This is a genomic window from Actinomadura decatromicini, assembly GCF_008121305.1.
In the GTDB taxonomy this organism is placed as follows: domain Bacteria; phylum Actinomycetota; class Actinomycetes; order Streptosporangiales; family Streptosporangiaceae; genus Spirillospora; species Spirillospora syzygii.
This window is the reverse complement of sequence record NZ_VSRQ01000005.1, coordinates 137,051-160,152: the sequence shown is the minus strand read 5'-3', so window position 1 is coordinate 160,152 and position 23,102 is coordinate 137,051. Positions and strand designations below refer to the sequence as shown.

Annotated in this window: 22 protein-coding genes; 5 read left to right on the top strand and 17 right to left on the bottom strand. The window is 70.5% G+C overall.

Annotated elements, in window-relative coordinates:
* Positions 1-8 precede the first annotated feature (8 nt).
* From FXF68_RS23440 to FXF68_RS23400, 9 genes are all read right to left on the bottom strand, one after another.
* Positions 9-1,391 carry a zinc-dependent alcohol dehydrogenase gene (locus FXF68_RS23440; protein ID WP_222870050.1) on the bottom strand — a complete coding sequence of 461 codons (1,383 nt, stop codon included), beginning with the start codon at positions 1,389-1,391 and terminating at the stop codon, positions 9-11.
* Between the two features lie 343 nt (positions 1,392-1,734).
* Entirely contained in the window at positions 1,735-2,280 is a 546-nt protein-coding gene (locus FXF68_RS23435; protein ID WP_148762691.1) for an HD domain-containing protein, read from the bottom strand.
* Between the two features lie 8 nt (positions 2,281-2,288).
* Positions 2,289-3,956 carry a thiamine pyrophosphate-binding protein gene (locus FXF68_RS23430; RefSeq protein WP_148762689.1) on the bottom strand — a complete coding sequence of 556 codons (1,668 nt, stop codon included), beginning with the start codon at positions 3,954-3,956 and terminating at the stop codon, positions 2,289-2,291.
* A gap of 117 nt (positions 3,957-4,073) precedes the next feature.
* A complete protein-coding gene (locus tag FXF68_RS23425) occupies positions 4,074-4,619 on the bottom strand; it encodes a potassium channel family protein (protein WP_148762687.1) in 546 nt (181 codons plus the stop codon).
* Positions 4,620-4,965: 346 nt separating this feature from the next.
* Positions 4,966-6,342, bottom strand: a complete 1,377-nt coding sequence (gene gdhA / locus FXF68_RS23420) for an NADP-specific glutamate dehydrogenase (RefSeq protein ID WP_148762685.1) — start codon at positions 6,340-6,342, stop codon at positions 4,966-4,968.
* A gap of 144 nt (positions 6,343-6,486) precedes the next feature.
* The gene (locus tag FXF68_RS23415) at positions 6,487-7,131 is read right to left on the bottom strand and encodes a DUF4360 domain-containing protein (protein WP_148762682.1); all 645 of its coding nucleotides are present in this window, start codon (positions 7,129-7,131) and stop codon (positions 6,487-6,489) included.
* A gap of 13 nt (positions 7,132-7,144) precedes the next feature.
* Positions 7,145-7,816 (bottom strand): DUF4360 domain-containing protein, encoded by a 672-nt coding sequence (locus FXF68_RS23410; RefSeq protein ID WP_148762680.1) that lies wholly within the window; start codon positions 7,814-7,816, stop codon positions 7,145-7,147.
* A gap of 286 nt (positions 7,817-8,102) precedes the next feature.
* The gene (locus tag FXF68_RS23405; protein WP_148762678.1) at positions 8,103-8,462 is read right to left on the bottom strand and encodes a DUF488 domain-containing protein; all 360 of its coding nucleotides are present in this window, start codon (positions 8,460-8,462) and stop codon (positions 8,103-8,105) included.
* Between the two features lie 1,071 nt (positions 8,463-9,533).
* On the bottom strand, positions 9,534-9,788 hold the full coding sequence (locus tag FXF68_RS23400; RefSeq protein WP_148762676.1) for a hypothetical protein: 255 nt from the start codon (positions 9,786-9,788) through the stop codon (positions 9,534-9,536).
* Between the two features lie 83 nt (positions 9,789-9,871).
* On the opposite strand from FXF68_RS23400, the gene FXF68_RS23395 reads away from it, so the two are divergent.
* Positions 9,872-10,072 carry a hypothetical protein gene (locus FXF68_RS23395; protein ID WP_148762675.1) on the top strand — a complete coding sequence of 67 codons (201 nt, stop codon included), beginning with the start codon at positions 9,872-9,874 and terminating at the stop codon, positions 10,070-10,072.
* A gap of 106 nt (positions 10,073-10,178) precedes the next feature.
* Here FXF68_RS23395 and FXF68_RS23390 read toward each other — a convergent pair whose 3' ends face one another.
* Genes FXF68_RS23390 through FXF68_RS23380 form a run of 3 tightly spaced genes read right to left on the bottom strand, consistent with a single transcriptional unit; the run spans position 10,179 to position 11,461 of the window.
* On the bottom strand, positions 10,179-10,406 hold the full coding sequence (locus tag FXF68_RS23390; protein WP_148762673.1) for a hypothetical protein: 228 nt from the start codon (positions 10,404-10,406) through the stop codon (positions 10,179-10,181).
* Entirely contained in the window at positions 10,399-11,199 is an 801-nt protein-coding gene (locus FXF68_RS23385) for a hypothetical protein (protein ID WP_148762671.1), read from the bottom strand. The genes FXF68_RS23390 and FXF68_RS23385 overlap by 8 nt, the downstream gene beginning before the upstream one ends.
* Before the next feature lie 10 nt (positions 11,200-11,209).
* Positions 11,210-11,461, bottom strand: coding sequence for a hypothetical protein (locus FXF68_RS23380; RefSeq protein WP_148762669.1), 252 nt, complete (start codon positions 11,459-11,461; stop codon positions 11,210-11,212).
* An 846-nt stretch (positions 11,462-12,307) separates the two neighbouring features.
* Here FXF68_RS23380 and def point away from each other — a divergent pair.
* Complete coding sequence (gene def / locus FXF68_RS23375; protein ID WP_148762667.1) at positions 12,308-12,859, top strand: peptide deformylase; 552 nt, start codon at positions 12,308-12,310, stop codon at positions 12,857-12,859.
* Here def and FXF68_RS23370 read toward each other — a convergent pair.
* The 3 genes from FXF68_RS23370 to FXF68_RS23360 all read right to left on the bottom strand — a co-directional run bounded on the left by FXF68_RS23370 (position 12,845) and on the right by FXF68_RS23360 (position 16,955).
* A complete protein-coding gene (locus FXF68_RS23370; RefSeq protein WP_148762665.1) occupies positions 12,845-13,267 on the bottom strand; it encodes a hypothetical protein in 423 nt (140 codons plus the stop codon). The genes def and FXF68_RS23370 overlap by 15 nt on opposite strands.
* 1,382 nt (positions 13,268-14,649) lie before the next feature.
* Positions 14,650-15,720, bottom strand: coding sequence for a GlxA family transcriptional regulator (locus FXF68_RS23365; protein WP_148762663.1), 1,071 nt, complete (start codon positions 15,718-15,720; stop codon positions 14,650-14,652).
* Positions 15,721-16,214: 494 nt separating this feature from the next.
* Complete coding sequence (locus FXF68_RS23360; RefSeq protein WP_148762661.1) at positions 16,215-16,955, bottom strand: ATP-binding protein; 741 nt, start codon at positions 16,953-16,955, stop codon at positions 16,215-16,217.
* Positions 16,956-17,073: 118 nt separating this feature from the next.
* Here FXF68_RS23360 and FXF68_RS23355 point away from each other — a divergent pair, with 118 nt between their 5' ends.
* The gene (locus FXF68_RS23355) at positions 17,074-18,453 is read left to right on the top strand and encodes a sensor histidine kinase (protein WP_246178904.1); all 1,380 of its coding nucleotides are present in this window, start codon (positions 17,074-17,076) and stop codon (positions 18,451-18,453) included.
* A gap of 338 nt (positions 18,454-18,791) precedes the next feature.
* Complete coding sequence (locus tag FXF68_RS23350; protein WP_148762658.1) at positions 18,792-19,676, top strand: arylamine N-acetyltransferase family protein; 885 nt, start codon at positions 18,792-18,794, stop codon at positions 19,674-19,676.
* Between the two features lie 263 nt (positions 19,677-19,939).
* On the opposite strand, the gene FXF68_RS23345 is transcribed toward FXF68_RS23350, so the two are convergent.
* Entirely contained in the window at positions 19,940-20,710 is a 771-nt protein-coding gene (locus tag FXF68_RS23345; RefSeq protein WP_246178903.1) for an MgtC/SapB family protein, read from the bottom strand.
* Positions 20,711-20,746: 36 nt separating this feature from the next.
* Positions 20,747-21,106: a DUF3140 domain-containing protein gene (locus FXF68_RS23340; protein WP_148762656.1), complete on the bottom strand. Its 360-nt coding sequence runs from the start codon at positions 21,104-21,106 to the stop codon at positions 20,747-20,749.
* Positions 21,107-21,322: 216 nt separating this feature from the next.
* Between FXF68_RS23340 and FXF68_RS23335 the strand changes: the two genes are divergently transcribed.
* Positions 21,323-22,807 (top strand): aminotransferase class I/II-fold pyridoxal phosphate-dependent enzyme, encoded by a 1,485-nt coding sequence (locus FXF68_RS23335; protein ID WP_148762654.1) that lies wholly within the window; start codon positions 21,323-21,325, stop codon positions 22,805-22,807.
* The last annotated feature ends 295 nt before the right edge of the window (positions 22,808-23,102 follow it).

Sequence of the window (23,102 nt, the reverse complement as noted above, 5' to 3'; positions counted from 1 at the left end):
GCAGTGGCCTATTCCGGAACGGGTCGGCCGGGGGCGATCCGGTCCAAGACGCCTCCGCCGGGAGTCCTCTGCTTCGGGACGATCCGGCCCGGAGTTCTCTGGTCCGGGACGATCCGCTTCGGGGTGATCTGGTCCGGAGTGCTCTGATCCGGGACGAACTGGGCTTGAGCTGTTCGGCCCGAAGCCCTCTGGTCTGAGGTGGTCTGGTCTTGGGTGGTCTGGTCAGGGGTGATCACGACGCTGATCGGCCTGGATCCCGGACGGTTTCCGGCGAGCGTCTCGATGGCCTCGGCGGCGTCGTGGAGGCCGAAGGTGTGGGTGACGAGCCGGTGCAGCGGATGCTCGCCCGAGTTGATCAGTGCGACCGCCCGGCGGAACGACGTGTGCCCCACCGCCCGGACGCCCTGGACGCGCAGCCCCTTCGTGACGACGTCGTCGCTGATCCAGCCGGGCACGGGCCGCCCGCCCTTCAGCCCGGCGAGGATGACCGTCCCGCCGGGCCGGGCGAGCGTCATCGCGTCCAGCACGGTCTGCGGGTCGTAGGCGGCGACGTCGATCACGACGTCCGGCTGGACGCCACCGGTCAGCTCCAGCACCTTCGCCGGGACGCCGCCCTCGTCCGCCTCCTCGCCGTCCACTTCCACGGCGGCGGTCGCGCCGAGCTCCAGCGCGAGGTCGAGCTTGTGCCGGTCGGACGCGAGTCCGGTGACGATCACCGGGTCGGCGCCCGCCGCCCGCGCCGCCAGCACGCAGGCGAGCCCGCGCTGCCCGGCGCCGAGCACGACCACGCAGTCGCCCGCGCGGGTGCCCGGCACCTCCACCGCCCACTCGACCCCGGCGGCGACCGCGTTGAACGTCGCTGCGGTGGTCGGGGCGACGGCGTCCGAGACCTTGTGGACGACGCTGTTCGCGTGCAGGAACATGCGGTCGGCGAACCCGCCCCACAGCGCGGGCGGGATCTTCGCGGGGATGAACCCGTAGCTCATCGGAAAGTGGTCCCAGCCCGCGCACAGGACGTAGCGGCCCGTCCGGCAGTCGCGGCACGCGCCGCACGGCAGCGCGGGCTCGACCACGACCCGGTCGCCCTCGGCGAGCCCCCAACGCCGCGCCGCCCGCGCCCCGATCGCCGCGATCCGTCCGACCGGCTCGTGGCCTGGGACGAACGGCGAGGTCGGCCCGATCGTGTCGAACAGCGCGCCGCTGTACTCCTCGACGTCCGTGCCGCAGATGCCACACGCCTCGACCTGGAGGAGCGCCTCGTCCGGACCGATGTCGGGCAACGGCAACTCGACCAGGTCGAGGTTGCCGGGGCCGCGCTGCAGAACGGCACGCGCCGCCCCCGACCTGCCCCGAGGACGCTGCGGATGCGTCCCGCCACAGGAACTCGTCATTTACCGACCACCGTCATTCGCTGTCCACGGTCATTGGGCATTCACGGGCGTTCGCCGTCCACGATCACCAGGCTGTCCACGGCCATGGGGCCTCCGCCGCCATCAGGCATCCGCCGACACTGCGCGTCCGCCGACTGCGCGTCCGCTGTCATGGACGTCCGCCGACACTGGACACCTGCCGTGGCTGGGCGTCCGCCGTCATTAGCGTCGGCCGTCATTAGCGTTCACGGCCATCGAGTGCCCGCCGTCGTTGGCGTTCGCCCTCGCTGGCGTTCGCCCTCGCTGGCGTTCGCCCTCGCTGGCATTCGCCCTCGCTGGCATTCGCCGTTGTTGGCGTTCGGCGTCATTTGGTGATTGTTCGGATGCCGCCGAAGACGCGGCGGACGCGCGGGGCGAAATGCTCCAGCGGCGGGGTGTCGAAGTCGGGGTCGAAGGCGAGCTGGTCCCATTCGTCCGCGAACTGGACGGCCTGCGCGTACCAGGGACGGTCGGCGAACGAGTCGCGCTCCGCCGGGTCCCAGCCGAAGTGGTGGCCGTAGTGCTTGGCCTCGAACGTCTGGTGAGCGTAGATGATCCGGTACACCTCGTCCCGGACGTAGGGCCGTAGGATCTCGGCGGCGACCGCAGCGTGGTTCGCCGTGGAGATCACCTTGCCCATGTCGTGGCACAGCGCGGCGACGACCATCTCGTCGTCGGCGCCCGCCGCCTCCGCGTGCGCGGCGGTCTGGAGGCTGTGCTGGAGTTGGTCGACGGCGAACCCGTCGCGGAACGCCGACAGGCTCGCCAGCATCGGCATGACCCGGTCGGGCGCGTCGTCCTGCGTCTTCAGGGTCTCGCGGCGGATGTGCAGCCACTCCTCGCGGGTGCCCTCGTCCATTCGGGTGAACATGTGCCTCCTTACCGGTAGCGCGGCCGGAAGTCCGGGTCCGCGGGGTCGAGCCCGTTCTCGTGCTCGGCGAACCAGCGCGTCCGCACGTTGCGGGTCAGCCGCGCGTCCACCAGCACCGGGCCGGACGGATCGGCGATCAGCGTCTTGAGGTCGTCCAGCTCACCGGGCGTCGCGACGGTCACGGCCTGCGCGCCGAACGCGCGGGCCACGGCCGCGAAGTCGGGACGCGGGATCAGCGACAGCCCGACGTCCATGCCCCGGTGCAGCATGTTGTGGTACTCGTAGCCGAACGCGGCGTCGTTCATGACGACGACCACGAGCCGCAGCCCGCGGCGGACGGCCGTGTCCAGTTCGGCGAGGTTCATCATCAGCGCGCCGTCCCCGGTCACGGCGAGCGTCACCCGGTCGGGACGCGCCGTCGCCGCGCCGATCGCGGACGCCAGCCCGAGCCCGATCGACCCGAAGTTGACCGGGAACACGAACCCGGACGGGTCCGGCACCGACAGCCCCCGGCACGGCTCGGACAGCGCGGCGTGCCCGCCCTCGACGACGAGCGTCCGCTCCCTCGGGACCATCCGCTCCAGCGCCGCCACCACCGTGTGCGGGTCGAGACCGGTCTCGTCGCTGGCGTCCGGGAACTCGTCCTCGTAGGCGTACTCAGCGATACGCCGCTCGATCTCGGGCGTGCGCCAGCCGGTCTTCGGCTCGACGGTCTCGGCGAGCATCCGCGCGAGCGCGCTCGCGTCCCCGAGAATCCGCAGGTCGGCGGGCACCCACTCGTCGAACGCCGCCGACCGCACATCGTTGTGGACGATCACCGGGTCGCCCGCCAGCATCCGGCCGCCGTCCACGGTGAAGGAGTTCAGCCCGGCGCCGACCGCGAGGATCAGGTCGGAGGCTCGGATCAGCTCCCGTCCGAGCGCGGTGGAGAAACCTCCGCACACGCCGACATCGAACGGATCTCCGCCGAAGAACCCTTTGGCCTTCAACGTGGTGGCGAGCAGCGCCCCGGCGCGCTCACCGAGAACGACCAGGTCGGCACGCGCGTGCGCGGCGCCTCGCCCCGCCACGATCACCGGGTGTTCGGCCCGCGCGAGCGCCTCCGCCACGCGCGCGACCTCCTCGGCGCTCGGCGGGGGCGCGGGCGTCCGATCTTCGCGGAACGTTCCAGCATCGCCGGTCCCGGCGTCCAGCCCGAGCAGCGGCGTGGGGACGTTCAGCACGATCGGCCGCCGCTCGACGAACGCCCTCCGGACGGCGCGCACCGTGTCCGCCGCCGCCGACTCCGCCGAGTGGACGTGCTGGACGCCCGCACCCGTCGGACGGACCACGTCCTCCTGGTCGATGGCCTGCGGGTTGCGCCGGTCGCCCGGCGGCGTGTCGGCGGCGACGACCAGCATCGGCGTCCGCGCCCGCGCCGCCTCGGTCAGCGCGGTCACCGCATTGGTGAGCGCCGGGCCGTGCGTAACGGTCGCAACGCCGAGCCGTCCACCCGCACGCGCATACCCGTCAGCCATGAGGACGGCCCCGTCCTCCCGGGCCGCCGCGACGTAGTCAGCCCCATGCTCCCGGACGAGAACGTCCAAGATCGGCAGATTCCCGTCGCCCAGCACCCCGAACAGGTACGAGACCCCGTGCGCGGCAAGCGTGCTCGCCACCACCTCGGCCACCCGCATCAGCGCCTCCCAACGCGGCCGCCCTACCCGCCGCACTGAGAGGGACTATCTTATAAAAGAAAGCCATCAGTCAAGAGCTCCCGACCTCCTGAAACCAACCCACCCACCCCGAGATCGTCAGCGCGGGGCGTCTGGTGGATGGTCTGGGTCGTGGGAGCGGCGTTCTATGCCGCGGCGCATGGCCTCCAGGAAGACCTTGGCGGCGAAGCCCAGGAAGACCAGGTCGCCGAGCATCTGCACGGTGGTCAGCCCGCGTGCCGCCTGGGACACGGGCACGATGTCGCCGAATCCGACCGACGAGAACACCGTGATCGTGAAGTACAGCGAGTCGACGTGCGTCAGCCGCTCGCTGAATCCGGGCGGATCGTTGTTGGCGAGCAGGCAGTACCCCGTCGCGAACGCCAGGACGAAAACCGGGACGGACGTCGCCAGCGCCTCAGCCGTCCGCAGCCGCGGCGACCGCGCCCGCACGATCGCCCGCGCCTGCCAGCCCATGAGCCCCGCGAGCGCGGCCAGCAGGGCGCTGAGCACCACCGCCGACGTCGCGGTGAACGACCTGGTCAGCGGTGCCGCGAAGAACGCGCCGAGCAGCGCCGCCGTCGTCAGCGCGACGCGCAGGACGGTCCGGAGCAGGGGCCCGCGACGGACCCGGCGAGTGTCCACGCACTGTTCATGCCCGCTGACGGACCGTACGTGCCGCCGCCGGCACGCGAGGATCGTTCGGCTTCAGAAAGCCTTCTGAAGCCGTTCAATCCGCGCGATCAGCCTGGTCCGGAGGGTCGTTCAGCCCCATTGATGGCCCGACTGTATGGATCGTTCGCTTTTGGACGCCTTCCAGATGGAGCCCCTGTAGACGAGGCCCCGTTAGAAAACACCCTGCTCAGAACACCTGCCGACTAGAAGGCACTGCCAGAGGATGACGCCCCGTACCGTCCAGACACGCTGCCCGGCAGACGCCCCGCTCAGGAGAGACCAGGTCAGGAGGAGACCGGGTCAGGAGGAGACCGGGTCAGATAATGCCTTGGGCGAGCATTGCGTCGGCTACTCGTTCGAAGCCCGCGATGTTGGCGCCGACCACGTAGTCGCCGGGGGCGCCGTAGCGTTCGGCCGTTTCGTAGCAGGTCGCGTGGATGTCACTCATGATCCCGGCCAGCTCGTCCTCGACCTGGGCGAACGACCAGGCGGCGCGGGCCGCGTTCTGGCGCATTTCCAGGGCGCTCACCGCGACGCCGCCCGCGTTCGCGGCCTTGCCGGGGCCGAAGGCGACGTCCGCCTCCTGGAAGATGTGGACGGCCTCGGGCGTGGTGGGCATGTTGGCGCCCTCCGAGACGGCCTTCACGCCGTTGCGGACGAGGAGCGCGGCGGCGTCGGCGTCCAGTTCGTTCTGGGTCGCGGACGGCAGCGCGATGTCGGCGGGAACGTCCCAGACCCGGCCGCCCGCGACGTACCGGGCCGACGATCCGCGCAGGTCGGCGTAGTCGGAGACGCGCCCCCGGTCGACCTCCTTGACGTGCTTGAGCAGGTCGAGGTCGATGCCCTTGTCGTCCACCACGTAGCCGCCGGAGTCGGACACGGTGATCACGTTCGCGCCGAGCTGCTGCGCCTTCTCGATCGTGTAGATCGCGACGTTGCCGGACCCGGACACGACGATCTGCTGGCCGTCGAGGTCCTCGCCGCGGTGCCGGAGCATCTCGGCGGTGAAGAGAACGTTCCCATAGCCGGTGGCCTCGGTCCGGCCCGCGGAGCCGCCCCACGACAAGCCCTTGCCGGTGAGGACGCCCGCCTCCCACCGGTTCGTGACCCGGCGGTACTGCCCGAACAGGTAGCCGATCTCGCGGCCGCCGACGCCGATGTCGCCCGCCGGGACGTCGGTGTGCTCGCCGACGTGGCGGTACAGCTCCGTCATGAACGACTGGCAGAACCGCATGACCTCCTCGTCGGAGCGGCCGTGCGGGTCGAAGTCGCTGCCGCCCTTGCCGCCGCCGATGCCGAGCCCGGTCAGCGCGTTCTTGAAGATCTGCTCGAAGCCGAGGAACTTCACGATGCCGAGGTTCACGGTCGGATGAAACCGCAGCCCGCCCTTGTACGGGCCGAGCGCGCCGTTGAACTCGACGCGGAACCCGCGGTTGACGTGGACGCGGCCCTCGTCGTCCTGCCAGGGGACGCGGAACATGATCTGCCGCTCGGGCTCGATCAGCCGCTCCAGCAGCCGGGCGTCGGCGAGGCCGGTCCGCGCGGCCAGCACCGGACCGAGGGACTCAAGCACCTCGTGGACGGCCTGGTGGAACTCCACCTCGCCCGGGTCGCGTCGCAGGACCCGCTCGTAGGTCTCCTCCAGGGTGGCAAGGATCTCGGGCGGAGCCGGCAGACGGGGGGCCAAGGGCATGGTGAAGGTCCTTCCTCAGACAACCCCTCCACTGTAAAACCTGTCCTCACCGGCTTTGACAGGCACGCCGCGACCTGGGCGAAACATGGAACGCCGGGCCGCGTCCTCCCTGGGTGAGGGCGCGGCCCGGCGAAAGACGGAAGGTCAGGCGGCAGGGCATTGCTTCCACGCGAAGTGATACGTGGTCTTGACGCTTCCGTCTGTGGAGTCGAAGGCCAGGAAGCTGGTCTCCGACGATCCGCCCGCGTAAACGCGGAGCTCGGTGTTGATGTTGAAGTTGCGGTCCTCGCCGCACGGCTTCCAGACAAGCTCGGCGACGTCGGTGCGGTCGGAGAACTGCCAGTTGTCGGAGTACTCGCCCTTGATCGAGTGGCTCACGGGCGTGGTCTGCGACTGACCCTGGTGGTAGTAGCTGGCGCGCTCCAGACCGGACGCGCCGTCCGCCAGGCTCGCGAAGCCGCGGTAGTCCGCCCCGGCGATCGCGTAGGTGAATCCCTGCGGCACGTGGACGCGGAGGTTCAGCTGGCAGTTCTTGCGGAAGTCGGTCGGCTTGGAGCCGCCGCCCGCCTGTGCGAGGTAGTCACTGTAGGTGACGGTGAACCCGGTGTTGTCGCTCGCCGGCGCGACCGCGGCGGTACCGGCGGGGCAGCCGGAGCCGTTCACGGTCAGGACGTCGATGACGATCTTGTCCGGGGGAGGGGTGGTGTCAGCGTGTGCTGCGGGGGCGATGGACGCCGGTAGCGCCAGGGCGGCCGCGCAGGCCGCCGAGACGGTCAGACCCTTGCGCATTTTTTCTACTCCTTTACCAGGCCGGGGGGCAGGTCATCCACGCGAAGTGGTACGTGGTCTTGATGCTGCCGTCGGTGGAGTCCATGGAAATGAAACTCACGTCGTCGGCGGCGGAAGTACCCTTCGCCACTCGCAGTTCGGTGTTGATGTTGAAGTTGCGCTCTTCGCCACACGGCTTCCACACCAACTGGGCCACGTCGTTCGTGTCCGTGAACTGCCAGTTGTCCGCGTACTCGCCACTAATGTTGTGCGTTCTGGTGGCGGTCTGCGCCTGCCCCTGGAAGTAGTAGCTCGCCTTTTCCACGGCAGTGGCGCCGTGGGCCAGGCTGGCGAACCCCCGGTAGTCGGTAGAGGAGATCGCGTAGGTGAATCCCTGCGGGACGTGCACCTTCATGCTGATCTGGCAGTTCTTGCGGAAATCGGTCGGCTTCGCGTCGCCGCCGATCTGCGCGAGGTAGTCGCTGTACGTGACAGTGAATGCCTCTTTGTCTTCCGACACCGCGACGGCGGCGGTACCGGCGGGGCAGCCGGAGCCGTTCACTGTCGCGATCTCGATGGTCACTCCTTTAGGCCCGGGAACGAAGTACGAGCCGTAGGAACCGGCCGAGGCCGGCGTGGCCGTCAGGGCCGTCACCGCGGCCACGGCCATTGCGCCCGCGGCGCAGCTGGCGATCCCTTTTCGCATGCGATTCCTCCTTCTTGGCCCTGCGCAAACGGAGCGTAAACTCGGCTGATCAACTTGGTCAATCACCACTTTTTAACAATAGAAAACGATCGAAGCCGGGGCGGTTGACGGGCGTGATCAGGAGAAATGGAAGGTCCAACGGCCGGGTTTCGAATGGGACCGTTCCATCAAGCTCGTTTGAACGTTTCAACCGCTTGTCCAGAACCCATAGAAAACGGCCTCGGGGTACCTCGCGCGGAAAGCGCGAGCCCAGGGCCTTGTCACACTCGGTGACGAAGGGTCCGCGTCAGCCCTCGGCGCGCAGCCGGGCCGCGAGAACGGCCGCCTGACTGTGCTCGACGTCCCTGGTCGCGGTCAGGAGAGTGAGGGGACCCCGTCCCGCAAGGCCTCGTAGACGGTCGTAGGCCGCGGCTCGTTCAGGCTCGTTCAGTTCGCCTTCATATCGGCGGGTGAACTCCTCGAACCTGTCCACCCGGTGCCCGTACCATTTGCGCAGATCGGTGGACGGGGCGACGTCCTTCTCCCACTCGTCCAGGTGGGCCTTCTCCTTGGACAGGCCACGAGGCCACACGCGGTCGACCAGCACCCGCTGCCTGCCGTCGTCGTCCGAGGCGGGCTCGTACACCCTGCGCAGCCTCACGTCCATGATCCCCCTCCCCCGCCTGTCTACCCCGACCGCTCCGGGCGCCGGACGCCGGGGTCCCCTCTACGCTCCCCGCGCCGTCCGCGACGACACACGTCCCGTCCTGGAGCCACAAGACACACCCCAGAGCCACCCGCTGGCCACGCACTCCAACAGCCCCGCACCGGAGACACACCACTGTCGGCGGACGCCGCAGATACACCGCCGAAGACACCCCAAGAGCTATCCACCAAGGCCACACCCCCCAACCCCCCACGCAACCCCCACGTACACACGCAAGCACACGCGGGCACACGCCGGTAAGGGCGGACATACGCGGGTACGCGCGGACATGCGTGAAGGTGGGTGGAAGCCCGTAGAAACACGCGCAGGCACTCGCAAGCGCCCGCAACGCACGCAGACGCACTGTCTCTTAGACGGGCTCCTGGCGGGCCGAGCTCGTACTCGACGACGGCCGCGTCCCCGCCAACAACGCCGACTGCCCGGAGGCACCGGAAACGCGCGCAACCAGGAACGCAGAAGGAAGCGCGGACCTGCAGGATCCGCCCAATGAAGGGCCAGCGGAGAGCCGCTCGACCACGCGGCACAGGCACGTGGACACAGGGAACACGCGCGGAGACGCGCAGGGACACGCGCGGGACCCATGGGACGCACGGAGACGCGCAGAGGCGAGACGCGGAAACACACACGGATACACCTGCGAACACGCGCGGGAAACGCGGGCGGAGGCAAGCGGAGACACGTCGCGGGGGCCGCGCGAAGAGACACGCGCGGGGACACACGGGGACACACGGGGACACACGCGCGGGGATGGGCACGGATGCGCGGAGATGGGCACGGATGCGCGGGGATGGGCACGGATGCGCGGGGATGGGCACGGATGCGCGGGGATGGGCACGGATGCGCGAGGGTGCGCGCGGATGTGCCGGGACGCGCGGGGATGCGGGTGGATGCGGGTGGATGCGCGGGGATGGTCGCGGGTGCGCGGAACGGGCACGCCGCGTGGGTACGTGGCGCGGGTACGTGGCGCGGGCGAGTGGGAGGGGGTTGGAGGTGGTGGGGTGTGACGGATTGTTACGGGCCGTGGGGTGGGGGTGGTGGGCGGTCGGCGGCCGTGCGGCGGGCGAACTCGGCGGCGGCGGTGCGGCGGGCGAACTCGCCCGCCAGTGCGCGGCTGAGTACGTCGTCGTCCGGTCTGTGACGTTCCAAGAAGGTGAGTGCCTCGGCCAGTTCGCCAGCGGTAAGGAGTCCTACCGGCTTCGCGGCCCAGCGTGGCGGCGCCGGGCCGGGACGTCCGCCGTACGGCGCGGCGCGCGGTTCCTTGTTCACGGGTCACATCCTTTCCTTTTCGCTGTCGGACGGCGGCGGCGCGGCGGCCCGTCCGCCGCAACCCGGTCGAATAGGATTGGCGCGTGCATTGGTGGAGCCAGCTCGCCTTCGACGCGGCGGCCGAGTCGCAGGCCGCGGATCCGTCCCCGGGAAATCAAATGGCGGCGGCCCAAGTGCACGCGCTTGTTTCGATCGCGGAGGCATTGCATCGTGTCGCGGCGGCGCTGGAGGAGGAGGACGGTCCCGAGATCGTTCCGGCGCTGCCCGCTCGTCCGAAAAAGTGAAGTGCCGGTGCACCCGCGGAGGGCGCACCGGCATTCGTCCAACGTTTCATACACCGGCATTTCGTATACCGGCATTTCGTATACCGGCATTTCGGGTACCCGCGTTTCAGGCACCGCTGTTTCGCGTGTCACTGCTGCGCGGACCGATGTTGCGCGAACCGATGTTGCGCGGACCGATGTTGCGCGAACCGATGTTGCGCGAACCGATGTTGCGCGAACCGATGTTGCGCGGACCGGCGTTTCGAGGGCCGGTCTTTCCAGGGCCGGTGTTGCGCAGGCCGGTCTTTCGAGGGCCGGTGTTGCGCGGGTCGGTGTTCGGGTGGCGGTCAGGCATCGCTGAACGTCCTGCGCTCCGTCCGGCCGTTGGAGCTCGCGGCGAGGCGGGAGGTCTTGGCGACGGGTGAGCGGGGCGGCGGGATCTGCGCGGTGTGCTCGGGGTCCGGCTTCGGCTCGGCGGGTTCCTCCGCGGGTTCGGGCTTGGGCGGCTCGTCGCGGGGCCGGTCCCGGAGCCGCCGGGCGGCCTGCCGGAGGGCGCGCTCGCCGACCAGCCGGGTCAGTTCCAGCCCCCAGCAGTCCAGTTTGTCGGCGTCGGTGAGGTCGTCGCGGTGGCTGAGCTCGGCGGCGAGTCCGCCGAGCCGCTGCGCCTCGGCCAGGTCGAACTCGCGCATGAGGTGGCAGCACAGTTCGGCGAGGGCCGCGTGGTCGCGCGCGTACGACAGCCCGGCGAGGTCGTCGCGGGACAGCCTGCTCAGCGCGCGTTTGCGGGCCAGTTCGCCGTCCGCGAGCCGCAGCACGCCGCCGAGCAGCGCGACGGGGCCGGTGCCGATCGTCCCGGGTGACGCGGGTCCGAACGACATGCGGAGGACGGCCGCGGACCCGATCGCGGCGACGAGCACCCGGACGACCGTGATGTTCGCGGGCGGGGTCGTCAGGGGCAGTCCGAATGTCCAGCCGGACGCGGTCACCGCGATCAACGCGACGATCGACGCGCTCGCGTTGATGAAGACGAACAGCAGGCCGCCCGGGGACAGCAGCGCGGCGAACGGCTTGTCGCGATATCGCGCGACCAGTTCGGCGAGGCCGATCGCACCACCGATCACGGCGGCGAGGATCATCTCGACGGTCATGGGCCTTCCTTTACGCGCTGCGGGCGGTCAGTCGGCCGAACGGGGACTCCCAGTGCTGCCCGGTCGCGTTCTCGCGGTTCGGCGGCACCGCGGCGGGACGCTGCCGGGACGCGAGCCCGTCCCGCTCGACCTCCAGGAAGACGAGCAGCCACTCCGCGGGGCCGGCGGCGAGTCCGGTGTGGGGGCGCAGCGCCCGTTCGCGCGCGCCGAGAAAGGCCAGGAGCCATCCGGCGGGTCCGGCGCTTCTAATGCGTGAATCCATGGGGAGACCATTCCGCAGCGGGCCGGGGAAGTCGAACTCCGCCGCGTCAATTTTTCCGGTCGGGAGGTCCGTGGATGCGTTCACCGATATCTCGCGAGGTACGCCCCGGAATGTCGCGGAGAGGCGCGGGAATCTTCTTATCCTTGGGCCGCTCAGTATTTCGTTGGAACGAGCCAGGGTATTTCTTTACGAAAGATTCCAGTGCGGCGGGAGAAGCAGAAGGGGCGGGAGTCGCCGGGTGAGAATTTCGGAGACGTCCGGGCGCGGGAAGGGCCTGTGAATGGAGAGGCCGCTGTCAACGGACGGAGGGGCCACTTCCCCCGAAGTGACCCCTCTCCCCCCGTTCCGCCGAGCCGAGCCGGGACGCGCACACAGGACCGGCCGCTCCCCCCGAAGCGGCTCGTCCCGGCCCGCCCGGCGGATGTGTAGAAGGTAGCGACCTGGATGCACCGTGGCGGTGGCTTTACCCCCGCACGTCGATGAGCGGGCCACAGTCTGCGACGAGCGGACCACGCTCCGCGTTGACCCGAACGCCTTGCGTTCCCTCAGCACGCCACCCAACCCGGAACCGGCGCCGCATCGGCGGCGCGGCATCGGCGGCGCGGCATCGGCGGCGCGGCGAAGGAGCCCGGCGACGGAGCCCCGTGCGGCGCGCCGGTGCCCTGGCGACGGAGCCTCTGCGACGCGGCGGCGGGGCCTCGACGGCGCGGGGACGGAGCCTCAGCGGCGCGGGGACGGAGCCTTGGTGGCGGAGCGGTGGCGTGGTGCTGGGGTCGCATGTGGTCGTTACGCTTGTTGAGGGCGGTCGCCGTGTGGGCGGGACGCCTAGCGGGAGGGACGCGGCCGATGGCGGGACAGGTGCGACCGATCACGCTCGTGGGGACACCGGTCCTGCACGCGCCGTGCCGGTATGTCGAGGACTTCGACGCCGCGCTGGCGGAGCTGGTCGACGACATGTTCGCCAGCATGTACGAGGCGGACGGCGTCGGCCTCGCCGCCAACCAGATCGGCGTCGACCTGCGCGTCTTCGTTTACGACTGCCCGGACGCGGACGGCACGCGGCACCGGGGCGCCGTCGTCAACCCCGTCCTGGAATTGCCCACGCTGGAGGACAGGCGGCTGGACGACGGCGACGAGGGCTGCCTGTCCGTGCCCGGCCCGCATGCGCGGCTCGCACGTCCGGATCACGCGGCCGTTCAGGGCTTCGACGTCAATGGGAAGCCGGTCAGGGTCGAGGGGACGGGTCTGCTCGCCCGCTGCCTCCAGCACGAGACGGACCACCTGGAGGGCAGGCTCTACATCGACCGCCTCTCCGCCCGCGCCCGCAAGAAGGTGCTGAAGGAGTACGAGGCGGCGCGGGCGGAGGCCGAGGAGTCGCTCGCGTCAGGCGGCCAGTAGGCGTTCGTATTCGTAGAGGGCACCGGCGAACTCCCTGACCGGCACCTCGCACACGTGTCCGGGAAGCCACAGATGCTCCAGTCGGACGGTCTGCGCGTCCACCCGGAGATGGCAGGCGTTCCCGGTGTGCTCCCATCCTGGCCGCGCACCCCGAACGACCTCCAGGTGGTGGCGGTGGCACTGCACGTCGTGGAGCAGGAACGCGGCGAGGACATGGCGCGGGCCGTCCACGGTCGAGGGGAACACGCTCGCGCTGGATGCCGCGGACACCATCTCGACGCCGGAGTCGGCCAACTCCGGGAAGAACACCCGCACGCGCTTGAGGACGCCTCTGACCTCGATCGGTTCGCAGGGGAGACGCAGCACCGACTCTGGATCGACGTATCCGTGCACCGGAACGCCTGCCACGACCCCCGACCACGCTCCTGGGATGCCGTCTACGAAACGGGCTCGCGGGAGGGCTGTCCCTAGCTCGGCCATGAGGCGCTCAGGGTCGATGCCACGCGGCATGAACGTTTTGGTGCCGCCGCGTAGGCGCGTCCCTGTTTCGTCTAGGACGGCGAGGTCCGCCCAGCAGGGGCCGGTCCCGGTCTCAAGGACGCCGTGGGGAAGGCATGCGTCTGGGTGCGGAGTAAGGCCCGCCAGGTCCTCCAGGACTGAACGCTGTGTCCGGACGAGACCCCAGCCTTGCGTCCGCCACGACACTGACCCCAGTGCCAACGCCGCCGCAACAGACTCACCAGGCGCCGTCCCACCGAACACAGCTCCGCCGAACCCGGTCCCGCTGTAAGCCGCCCCGCCGAGTGGCTCGTTCAACGGTGCTCCATTCGTCACCGCCCTGTTCAGCGCGGACTCGTTTGCCGTCGCCCCACGGAGCGATGATTCGCCCGGCGCCGACCTGTTCAGGGGCGGCTCGTTGAACGTCGCTCCGCGCCCCGCCGCCCCGTCCAGCGTGGGCCAGCCCGGCGTGGACCCGCCCGGCGTCGATCCGTTCGGCGTCGATCCGTTCAGCGTGGCCCCGCCTAGTGTGGCCCCGCCTAGTGTGGACCCGCCTAGCGTTGGTCCCGGCCCGCTTAGGGGCGGCCCATCCGGGGGCGGCCCGCCCAGCGTGGATGCACCCAGCGGCGGCCCGCCCGGCGTGGGCCAGCCCGACGTCCGTCCGCCCGGCGTCGATCCGCCTGGTGTGGACCCGTCCAGCATCGGCCTGCTCGGCGTTGATCCGTCCGGCGTGGGTTCGTTGAGCGTGGGCCCGTGGAGTGGCGGCTCGTTGGGCGGCGGCCGGTGTGTCGCTGCACCGTCCCAGGGTGTTCTGCTAGGTGGTGGTCCCTGCGTCGGCGGCTCGTTCGGGGCTGGCCTGTTCAGGGACGGTTTGTTTGGCGGCGGCTGGGTGACGGCGCGTTCGAGGCTGCGGCGGTTTTGCAGGGTGCCGACCTCCTGGAGGTACTCGTCCAGGCACTGGCGCAGGATGGTCGGGTCGAGGTCGCAGGACGCCCACCCGCCGATGTCCCGCACGTGGACGATCGTCCCGTCGAAGTCGAGGCGGTGGTAGCGGTAGTGCTCCTGCCAGGGCTCGGCGGGGGCGCCGCGCAGCCGTCCCTGGGCGTGGACGATCGCGGCGACGTCTTCACCCAGGTCGTTGATAAGGAAGTCGCGCAGAGGGGCGTGCAGCGGATCGGTCTCCACGGCCACCCGCACCCCGTCACTGCGGAACCGCACCGGAAGCGACATCGCCATCCGGGTGATTATGCCGATAAGCGAAGATCATCACCTGATATGGCGGAATGCTGCCTTCATCCGGAGACGTCGGCGAGGCTGTCCCCAGCGAGATAGCCGCTGTGAAGACGGTCGCTGGCGGGAGGGCCGTCGAGGGGAGGGTCCTCTGGGAGGCGGTCGGTGGGGAGACGTGTGCCTCGGAAGCGGGCTCGGTAGTCGGACGGCGCGGCTCCCACATGCCGGTGGAACGCTCGGCGCAGTGTCTCCGCCGTCCCGAAGCCGAGCCGTCGGGCCAGCGTCTCGACCGGCTCGTCGTCCTCAGCGAGTGCCCGGCGCGCAGCCTCGACCCGCACCCGCTCGACGTAGGCGGCGGGTGGGACACCCATCTCCGCCGTGAACCGGCGTTGCAGGTGCCGCGCGCTCAGCCCGGACCGTCCGGCCAGGTCAACGATGGTGTGCCTAGCCCCTGGATCGGCCTGGACGGACGACACCGCCGCCCGCACCGGGTCCGTCGCGGGCTGCGCCGACCACAGCGGGACGCTGAACTGCGACTGACTGCCCGGCCTGCGCAGGAACAACACCAGCTCGCGGGCCACGGCGTGGGCCGCGTCGCGGCCGTGGTCGTCCTCGACCAGGGCGAGGGCCAGGTCCATCCCGGCGGTGACTCCGGCGGACGTCCAGAACCGCCCGTCCCGGACGAAGATCGGGTCGCAGTCGACGTCCAGCGCCGGGTACTCGCGCCTGAGCTGACGTTCGCGTGCCCAGTGGGTGGTGACGCGGCGGCCGTCCAGCAGTCCGGTCTCGGCGAGCAGCAGCGCGCCGCTGCATACCGAGGCGACCCGTCGCACTCGTCCGGCCGCCACTGTGAGCCAGCCGACGAGCGCCGGGTCCGCGCGTGCCGCATCCACGCCGGGGCCGCCCGCGACGACCAGCGTGTCGATGTCGCCGAGGTCGAGGGCGGGGTCGAGGTCGCGGAGGGCGTGATCGGCGTGCACGGGCAGCCCTCCGGACGACCGCACCGGCCCCGCGTCCGGCGCGGCGACCAGGCTTTCGTACCGCCCGGCCGCGTTGAACACCTCGTGCGGCCCGGCCAGGTCCAGCACCTGGAACCCGTCATAGATCACGAACGCGACGCGCATGCCTCCCAGGCTGGCCCTTCACCAAAGATGGCGTCAACGCCATACATCCCACACATCACGCCACCTCTCTCGTCCTCCACCGAGCGTCCACGCATCAGCCACCGCGCCCTTCACCACCTCCTTCCTCCATACGCCCATCGCAACGCGCCCCTACAACGTGGCAATCCACCACGCGTCCACAGCGCCCGCCACCGCCCGCACACCCATTACCTGCACGCTCATCACGCGCACGTCCATTGCGGCCTCACCACGCACGCCCCACCGCGTACGCCAACACGCACGCCCATCACGCGCTTGTTCACCTCGCCCATCCACCGCGCACCCCATTACGGCCCCGTCCATCACGGCGTCCACTGCGCCCGCCCATCTCGGCGTCTACCGCCACGACCACCGCGGCGTCTGTCGCGGCGTTCCCAGTGCTGTGCAGCGCGGTGCCCAAGCTTGTATCCAGCGCGATGTCCAGCGCCCCGTCCAACGTGGCGTGCAACGCGGTTGTTGGGGGGTCAGTCTGGGGTGCTGGGCTTTGTGGACGGGGCCGGGAACTCTGCCCAGACGACGGTTCGTGGGCCCTCGGCTCGGACGCCCCAGCGGGACGCGAGGGCATCCACGATTCGCATGCCGCGGCCCGTTTCGGCGCCGATCTCGTCCTTCACGTGGGGTTTTCCGTCGGCCGCGCCGTCGTCGCCGACCTCCAGCCGGTACCGGCCGTCTCCGGCGGCGAGGACGACCGTCACCCTGCCTCCGTCCAGCCCGGACGCCGTATGCGTGATCGCGTTCGCGACCGTCTCGCTCACCACCATGACGATGTCGTCCAAGATGGTCTCGTCGACGTCGCCGTGATCGACCTCGCTCTGGTCGGAGGCGTCTTGGGCGATGTCGGCTTGGCCATCGCCGTCCTGGCCGCCTGTGTTCTTGCCCAGGACCAGGTCCCGGACGAAGTTCCGCGCGTGGCCGACCGCCCGTCGCGTCCCGGGCAGGGTGACCTCGCCGATCACCGTGGGGTCCCGCGACTCGCCCACCGCACCGCCTCCCCGACGCCGGGCGTGCCGGGGAGCCCGGCCCGCCTCGCCCACCCGGACCGCCTCGACCGCCCGGGCCGCTTCGCCCGACCGGGCGGCCTCGGTCACCCGGCCGGCCATCCGCACCACGTCCTCGGCACCCATCGCGACGGCTCCCTTCGCGTCCGGAAAGTCGCCCGTCACCTCGCAGTACGGCCGGAGGCCCGCGTTCCGTTCACGTTCCAATCGACCGTTCCGCCTGATCGCACCGCACGTTCCGCACGCGGACACGCGACCATAACCTACCCTGAGTGACGGATAGTCACGCTGAGTATCCAACCGTTTCGGATCCGGGGAGTCGGCTGTGCGGACGGCGGAGCGGGAACGTGACGTCGGGTGGCGGGCACGCCTGCTCCATTCGGCGCGCGGACGCGCGACGGTCATCACCGCCGCGGTGTCGGCGCTGATCCTCGCGCTGGTGTTCGTCCTGCTGATGCTGCTCGGGCGGGACTACGTGCTGAACCGGGTCCTGCGGGAGTCCGAGGAGACCGTCGAACGGGTCGTGACGGACATCGCCCGAGGTCACGGAGCGGGTGCCCTCGTCCCCCAGCCGGACGAGACACGGATGATCCAGGTCGTCGGGCCGGACGGGCGGGTTCGTGCGTCGAGCGAGGCGCTGCGCGGGCGTCCGGCGCTCGCCGCCGCGGACGCGCGGAACGGCAGGATGCTCGTCGACCACCGCGACTGTCCCGGGTTCCTCGACGAGTGCGTGTGGGTCTTCGGCGTCCGGCTGCGAACGTCGCCGTGGGGTGAGGGTGTTCTGGTCATCGCGGCGGCGCCGCTGCCCGACACGCTGAGCGTGTGGGTGCTGCCGACCGTGATCGCGGTGGTGATGGCGGGGCTGCTCGTCCTGATCACGTGGTGGACGTGGCACACGATCGGGCGGGTGTTCGTCCCGATCGACGGGATCCGGGCGGAGATGGCCGACTTCAGCGCGCGGGGTCTCGACCACCGGGTGCCCGTCCCGGAGACCGGCGGCGAGGTCCGGTCGCTCGCCGAGACCGTCAACTCGACGCTCGCCCGGTTGCAGGAGGCCACGGACCGGGAGCGCCGGTTCGTCTCGGACGCCTCGCACGACCTGCGCAATCCCATCGCCGGGTTGCAGACGCGGCTGGAAGTTCTGCTGGACGAGCCCGCCGACCACGACTGGAAGCCCGCCGTCCGCGCGGCACTGCGCGACGCGGGACGGCTCAACGACATCGTCTCCGACCTGCTGGAACTGTCCCGGCTCGACGCACGCTCGCCCGTCCCGGTGGAGCCGGTCGACCTCGCCGGGCTCGTCTGCCGGGAGGTCGACCGGCGGACACCGCGCGTGCCGGTCGTGACGCGGCTGGAGCCGGACGTCGTCGTCCTGGCGAACCCGGTGCGGCTGTCCCGGGTGCTCGGCAACCTGCTCAGCAACGCCGAACGGCACGCGGTCGGGCGCGTCGACGTGACCGTCGCGCGGGACGGCGACGACGCCGTACTCGAAGTGCTCGACGACGGCGACGGCATCCCCGAAGAGTCGCGCGAGCGCGTGTTCGAGCGGTTCGCCCGCCTCCCCGAGTCCCGGGAGCGTGACCCGCAGGGCACCGGCCTCGGCCTGCCCATCGCCCGCGAGATCGCCGAGATCTACGGCGGCACGCTCCAAATCCTCGACAGCCCCCGCGGGGCCCGCTTCGTCCTCCGCCTTCCCGCCCACTGATCTGGGACGATCTGGGGCAAGTCAAACGTTGTCGCAAACGTGACCACACGGCGCACGATAGGCGCGGGCCGTCCGCCGTGCACCCGGTGCATGGCGTGCGACGCGCGCTGCATGGGCACTGCGGGCGGTGCATGGGCCTGCGGCGGTGCACGACGGGTGGTGCGAGGGTGCGGCTGGCGGTGCACGACGGGCGGTCCCTGCCCCCGGCGGGCGGTGTACGGCGGGTGGGCGGTTTACGGCGGGGCGGTGCACCGGCATGGCGGACGGTGCCTGCACGCGGCGGGTGGCGAAGGGGTGGGCATGTGTGACAGGACGGGCATGAGGGCGAGGGGACGGGTATGAGCGAGGATCTCGGCTACGGATGGCAGGGCGATCTTGTCGACCTGTCCGCCTACCTGGAGCGGGTCGGGTACGACGGAGACGTCGCCCCGACCGTCGCGACGTTGTGCGCCCTGCACCGTGCGCACACCACGTCCATCCCGTTCGAGAACCTGGAGGTCATGCTCGGGCGGCCGGTGGACCTGGCGCTCGACGCCATCCAGGCGAAGCTCGTCGGACGGCCACGCGGCGGCTACTGCTTCGAGCACACCCGGCTGTTCGCGGCCGTGCTGGAGCGGCTCGGCTACGAGGTGATCGCGCTCGCCGGACGGGTCACGCTCGGGGCGCGCAAGATCCTTCCGTCGACGCATGCGCTGCTGCACGTCCGACCGCCGGGACAGCCGCGGGACGAGCCCGCCTGGCTCTGCGACGTCGGCTTCGGGTCCGGACCGCTGGAGCCGCTGCGGTTCCTCGACGGCGAGGAGGTCGACCAGGACGGCTGGGGTTTCCGCCTCCAACAGGGCCGCACGGTCAGCGCATGGAGTCCGAACACCGTCGGCTGGGAACTGCACCAGCGGGGCCCGGACGGCTGGGTCCAGCGCCACACGTTCGCGATGAACGAGGTCTTCCGGATCGACTTCGAGTTGTTCAACTACTTCGTCTCGACGAGTCCGCACTCGCCGTTCACGACCCGTCCGTTCGTGCAGAAGTTCACTGGCGACGCCCTCTACGTCCTGGACGGGACGAACGAGTCGGTCACCTACCCGGACGGCCCCGTGAAGCGCTATGCACACGGCGTTGACGACCTGCCCGACGTCCTGGCGAAAGACTTCGGGATCGTCTTGGACGACGCCGACATCCCGCGCCTCACCGACTTCATGCGCACCCATCAGAAGGAGTCCTAGGTCAAGACTCCACCCAGCACGCCAGAACCTCACCTGGCGCAGGGCCCGCCGGGAAGGCGGGCCCTCGTCGTCCAAGCCGATCGTCAACCAAGGCGCTGGTCGTCCGGAGGGCTCGGTGAAGGGCTGGTTGTTGCCAGGTCACTCGTCGTTCGAGGCGTTGCGCTGCGCTCTGGTTGGGTTGTTTCGCTCGTTCGGCTGGGTCGTTTCGTCGGCCGCGGTTGCTCGTCGGCTGGGTCGCTCGTTGGCTCGGCACTGTTGACCGGTCACTCGTTGTCGTCCTGGTCGGAGCCGATCGTGACGCCGAGGATGTCCGGCAGTTCGCCTAGGCTCGCGGTCAGTTCCGGGACGGATCCGGTGCCCTCGACGACGAGGGTCACCACCGCGGTGCCGGGACGTCGCCGGTCCTCCTCGCGTCTGTCTCGGCGCTCGTCTCGGCCGCGGTCGGAGTCGTCCGGCAGGTACTCGCGCTCGACGTTCAGCTCGATCACGACGAACTCCCGCTGCGTGCACTCCATGAGGGCTCGGCGCAGGGCGCCCTTGCCGTCCCGGTAGACGAGCCGTATCCGTGCCCGTCCCAGCGGACGGAACCGGTCGAGCGGCAGCCTCCGCGTCGCCGCGCTCAGCCCGTACACGACGAGGAAATGCAGGGCCGTGACCGTGACCGCGAGGACGGGCAGTCCGCCGCCCGCCGCCATCCCGACCGCGGCCGTCACCCACACGACCGCCGCCGTGGTCAGGCCGCGCACCGCGTCCCGCCGGACGAAGATCAGTCCGCCGCCGATGAACCCGATCCCGGACACGATCTGCGCCGCCACCCGGGACGGATCGAACGACACCGGCCCCGGCGCGCCCTCGAACCCGTACTTGCTGACCAGCATGAACAGCGCCGCGCCGACACCGACGAGGGTATGCGTGCGGAGCCCGGCGCTCTTGTTGCGCAGCCCCCGCTCCAACCCGATGGCCGCGGACAGGACCATCGCGAGGAGCAGTTCACCGACCTGCTCGATCCCCTGCCCAGGGGAGAGCTCGATCACCCGCTCGGCCGCGGGTCGGGCATGACCGGCATGCCGCTACGCGCGGGACGGCTCAGGACGCAGCGGGTCGTGGCCCACCGTCATCAGCGCGTGCCGCCAGGCGTCGTCCCGCAGCCCTTCGCGGGGCGGGTCGTCCAGCCTGTCCTCCACATAGTCGACGACGCGGCGCATCACGTCGGTGTCGCTGTCGGTCAGGTCGACCTTGCGCTTGCGCAGGATGTCCACCACGCGGGCGCCCAACTCGGACACGCCCGGGCCGGGGCCCGGCTCCGGGAACGCCTCCTCCCCTGACGCGTCCGTGAGCAGCCAGTTCCGCAGTTCGTCGGACGTCATGTTGACGAGCCGGTGGAAGTCCTCCCAGGCCAGCTCCGTGTCGACCGGAATGCGATCGTTCATTGGACAAACTCCCTGTCGCCCGTATCAACCCGCTCTACCCGCAACCCGTCGCTCCCACTCCCCTCCCGTGCCGTGCACCTTCCCTGCGCTTTGCCGCTTTCCATGCGCTTTGCTGCTTTTCCTGCGCCTTGCCGCGCGTTCCGCCTTCGTTCCTGACTCATTCCCTGCCCGTTCCGCGTCCGTTACATCCCGGGCGGCTTGGGAACACGCCGATGCATGGACCATTCGCGTGCCCCCGTCCTCGAAGCCCTCGCCGCCTTCCACCGGGAAGGACAGCTCCCGTTCACGCCGCCCGGCCACAAGCAGGGCCGAGGCGCGGACCCGCGCGTCCGGGAGGTGCTGGGCGACGCCGTGTTCCACTCGGACGTCCTCGCGATCTCCGGGTTGGACGACCGCACGTCCGGCCACGGCGTCCTGGAGCACGCGCAGGAGCTGATGGCGGACGCCGTCCACGCCGAGCAGACGTTCTTCTCCACCTGCGGGAGCAGCCTGTCGGTGAAGAGCGCGATGCTGGCCGTCGCCGGTCCCGGAGAGGAGCTGGTGATCGCCAGGGACGCGCACAAGTCCGTGGTGTCGGGGCTGATCCTGTCGGGTGTCCGGCCGATCTGGGTGGAACCGCGCTGGGATCCCGACCGGCATCTCGCGCACCCGCCGCCCGCCGAGGCGTTCGCCGCCCGGCTGGACGAGCACCCTGAGGCGCGCGGCGCCCTCGTCACCAGCCCCACCCCGTACGGGGGGACCGCCGACCTCGTTGCGATCGCCGCGGTCTGCCACGAGCGCGGCCGCCCGCTGATCGTGGACGAGGCATGGGGCGCGCACCTGCCGTTCCATCCCGGCCTGCCGACCTGGGCGATGGACGCGGGCGCCGACGTGTGCGTGACGAGCGTCCACAAGATGGGCGCCGGGCTGGAGCAGGGCTCGGTGTTCCACCAGCAGGGCGACCTCGTCCACCCGACCGAGTTGAAGGCCCGCGAGGACCTGCTCGGCACCACCAGCCCGTCCGTGCTGATCTACGCGGGGCTGGACGGATGGCGCAGGCAGATGGTCGAGCATGGCCGCGACCTGCTCCAGAACGCGCTGGACCTGGCCGAACGTGTTCGGGATGAGATCTCGGGCATTCCCGGCTTCGTCGTCCAGGGGCGGGACGAGTTCACCGGGCCAGGCCGTGCTCACGACCTCGATCCGCTGCCCGTCGTCATCGACATCGCCGAGCTCGGCACTACTGGCTACTGGGCCGCCGACTGGCTGCGCGAGCACCACCGGATCAACCTCCACCTGGCCGACCATCGCAGGATCAGCGCCCAGCTCACCTTCGCCGACGACGAGGACACCGTCGCGCCGCTGCTCACCGCCCTCCGCGACCTACGCAAGCACGTGGAGAGCACCACGGACGGAGCGGGTGGCGGCGGGCCTGCCAGGGTCGCCGTCCCGTCCCCTGAGGAACTGCGCCTCGAACTCGTCCGGCCGCCCCGCGAGGCCTTCTTCGGGGACGCCGAGCAGGTCCCGGCCGCCGAGGCGGTCGGACGGATCTGCGCCGAGATGCTCACCCCGTACCCGCCCGGCATCCCCGCCGTCCTGCCGGGCGAACGGATCAACGCCTCCGTCATCGAGTACCTACGGACAGGCGTCGACGCCGGAATGCTGATCCCAGACGCCGCCGACCCGACGGTCAAATCCATCCGCGTACACATAGAACCCTGACCCGGCGGCAAGCCGAGCCTCACACGGACGAGCCGTCCACGAGCCAAGCAGCCCGCGCACATGACTCCCACCCGGGCACATGCAGGCAGAGCAGCGCCTAGGGAATCCAGAGGGCACGGGTGGGAAACCAGAGGACGCAGGGCGAAGCAAGACCGTCCGGGGAAGCCAGACGGCGCGATGAGAAACCAGACCCTGCGGGAAGCCAGACCGCGCGTCGGGAGGACAGACTGTGTGGGGAAGCCTGATCGCAATGGCTGACGAGAGCTGTGCGAGACTCCATTCCGGCATGTAGAGG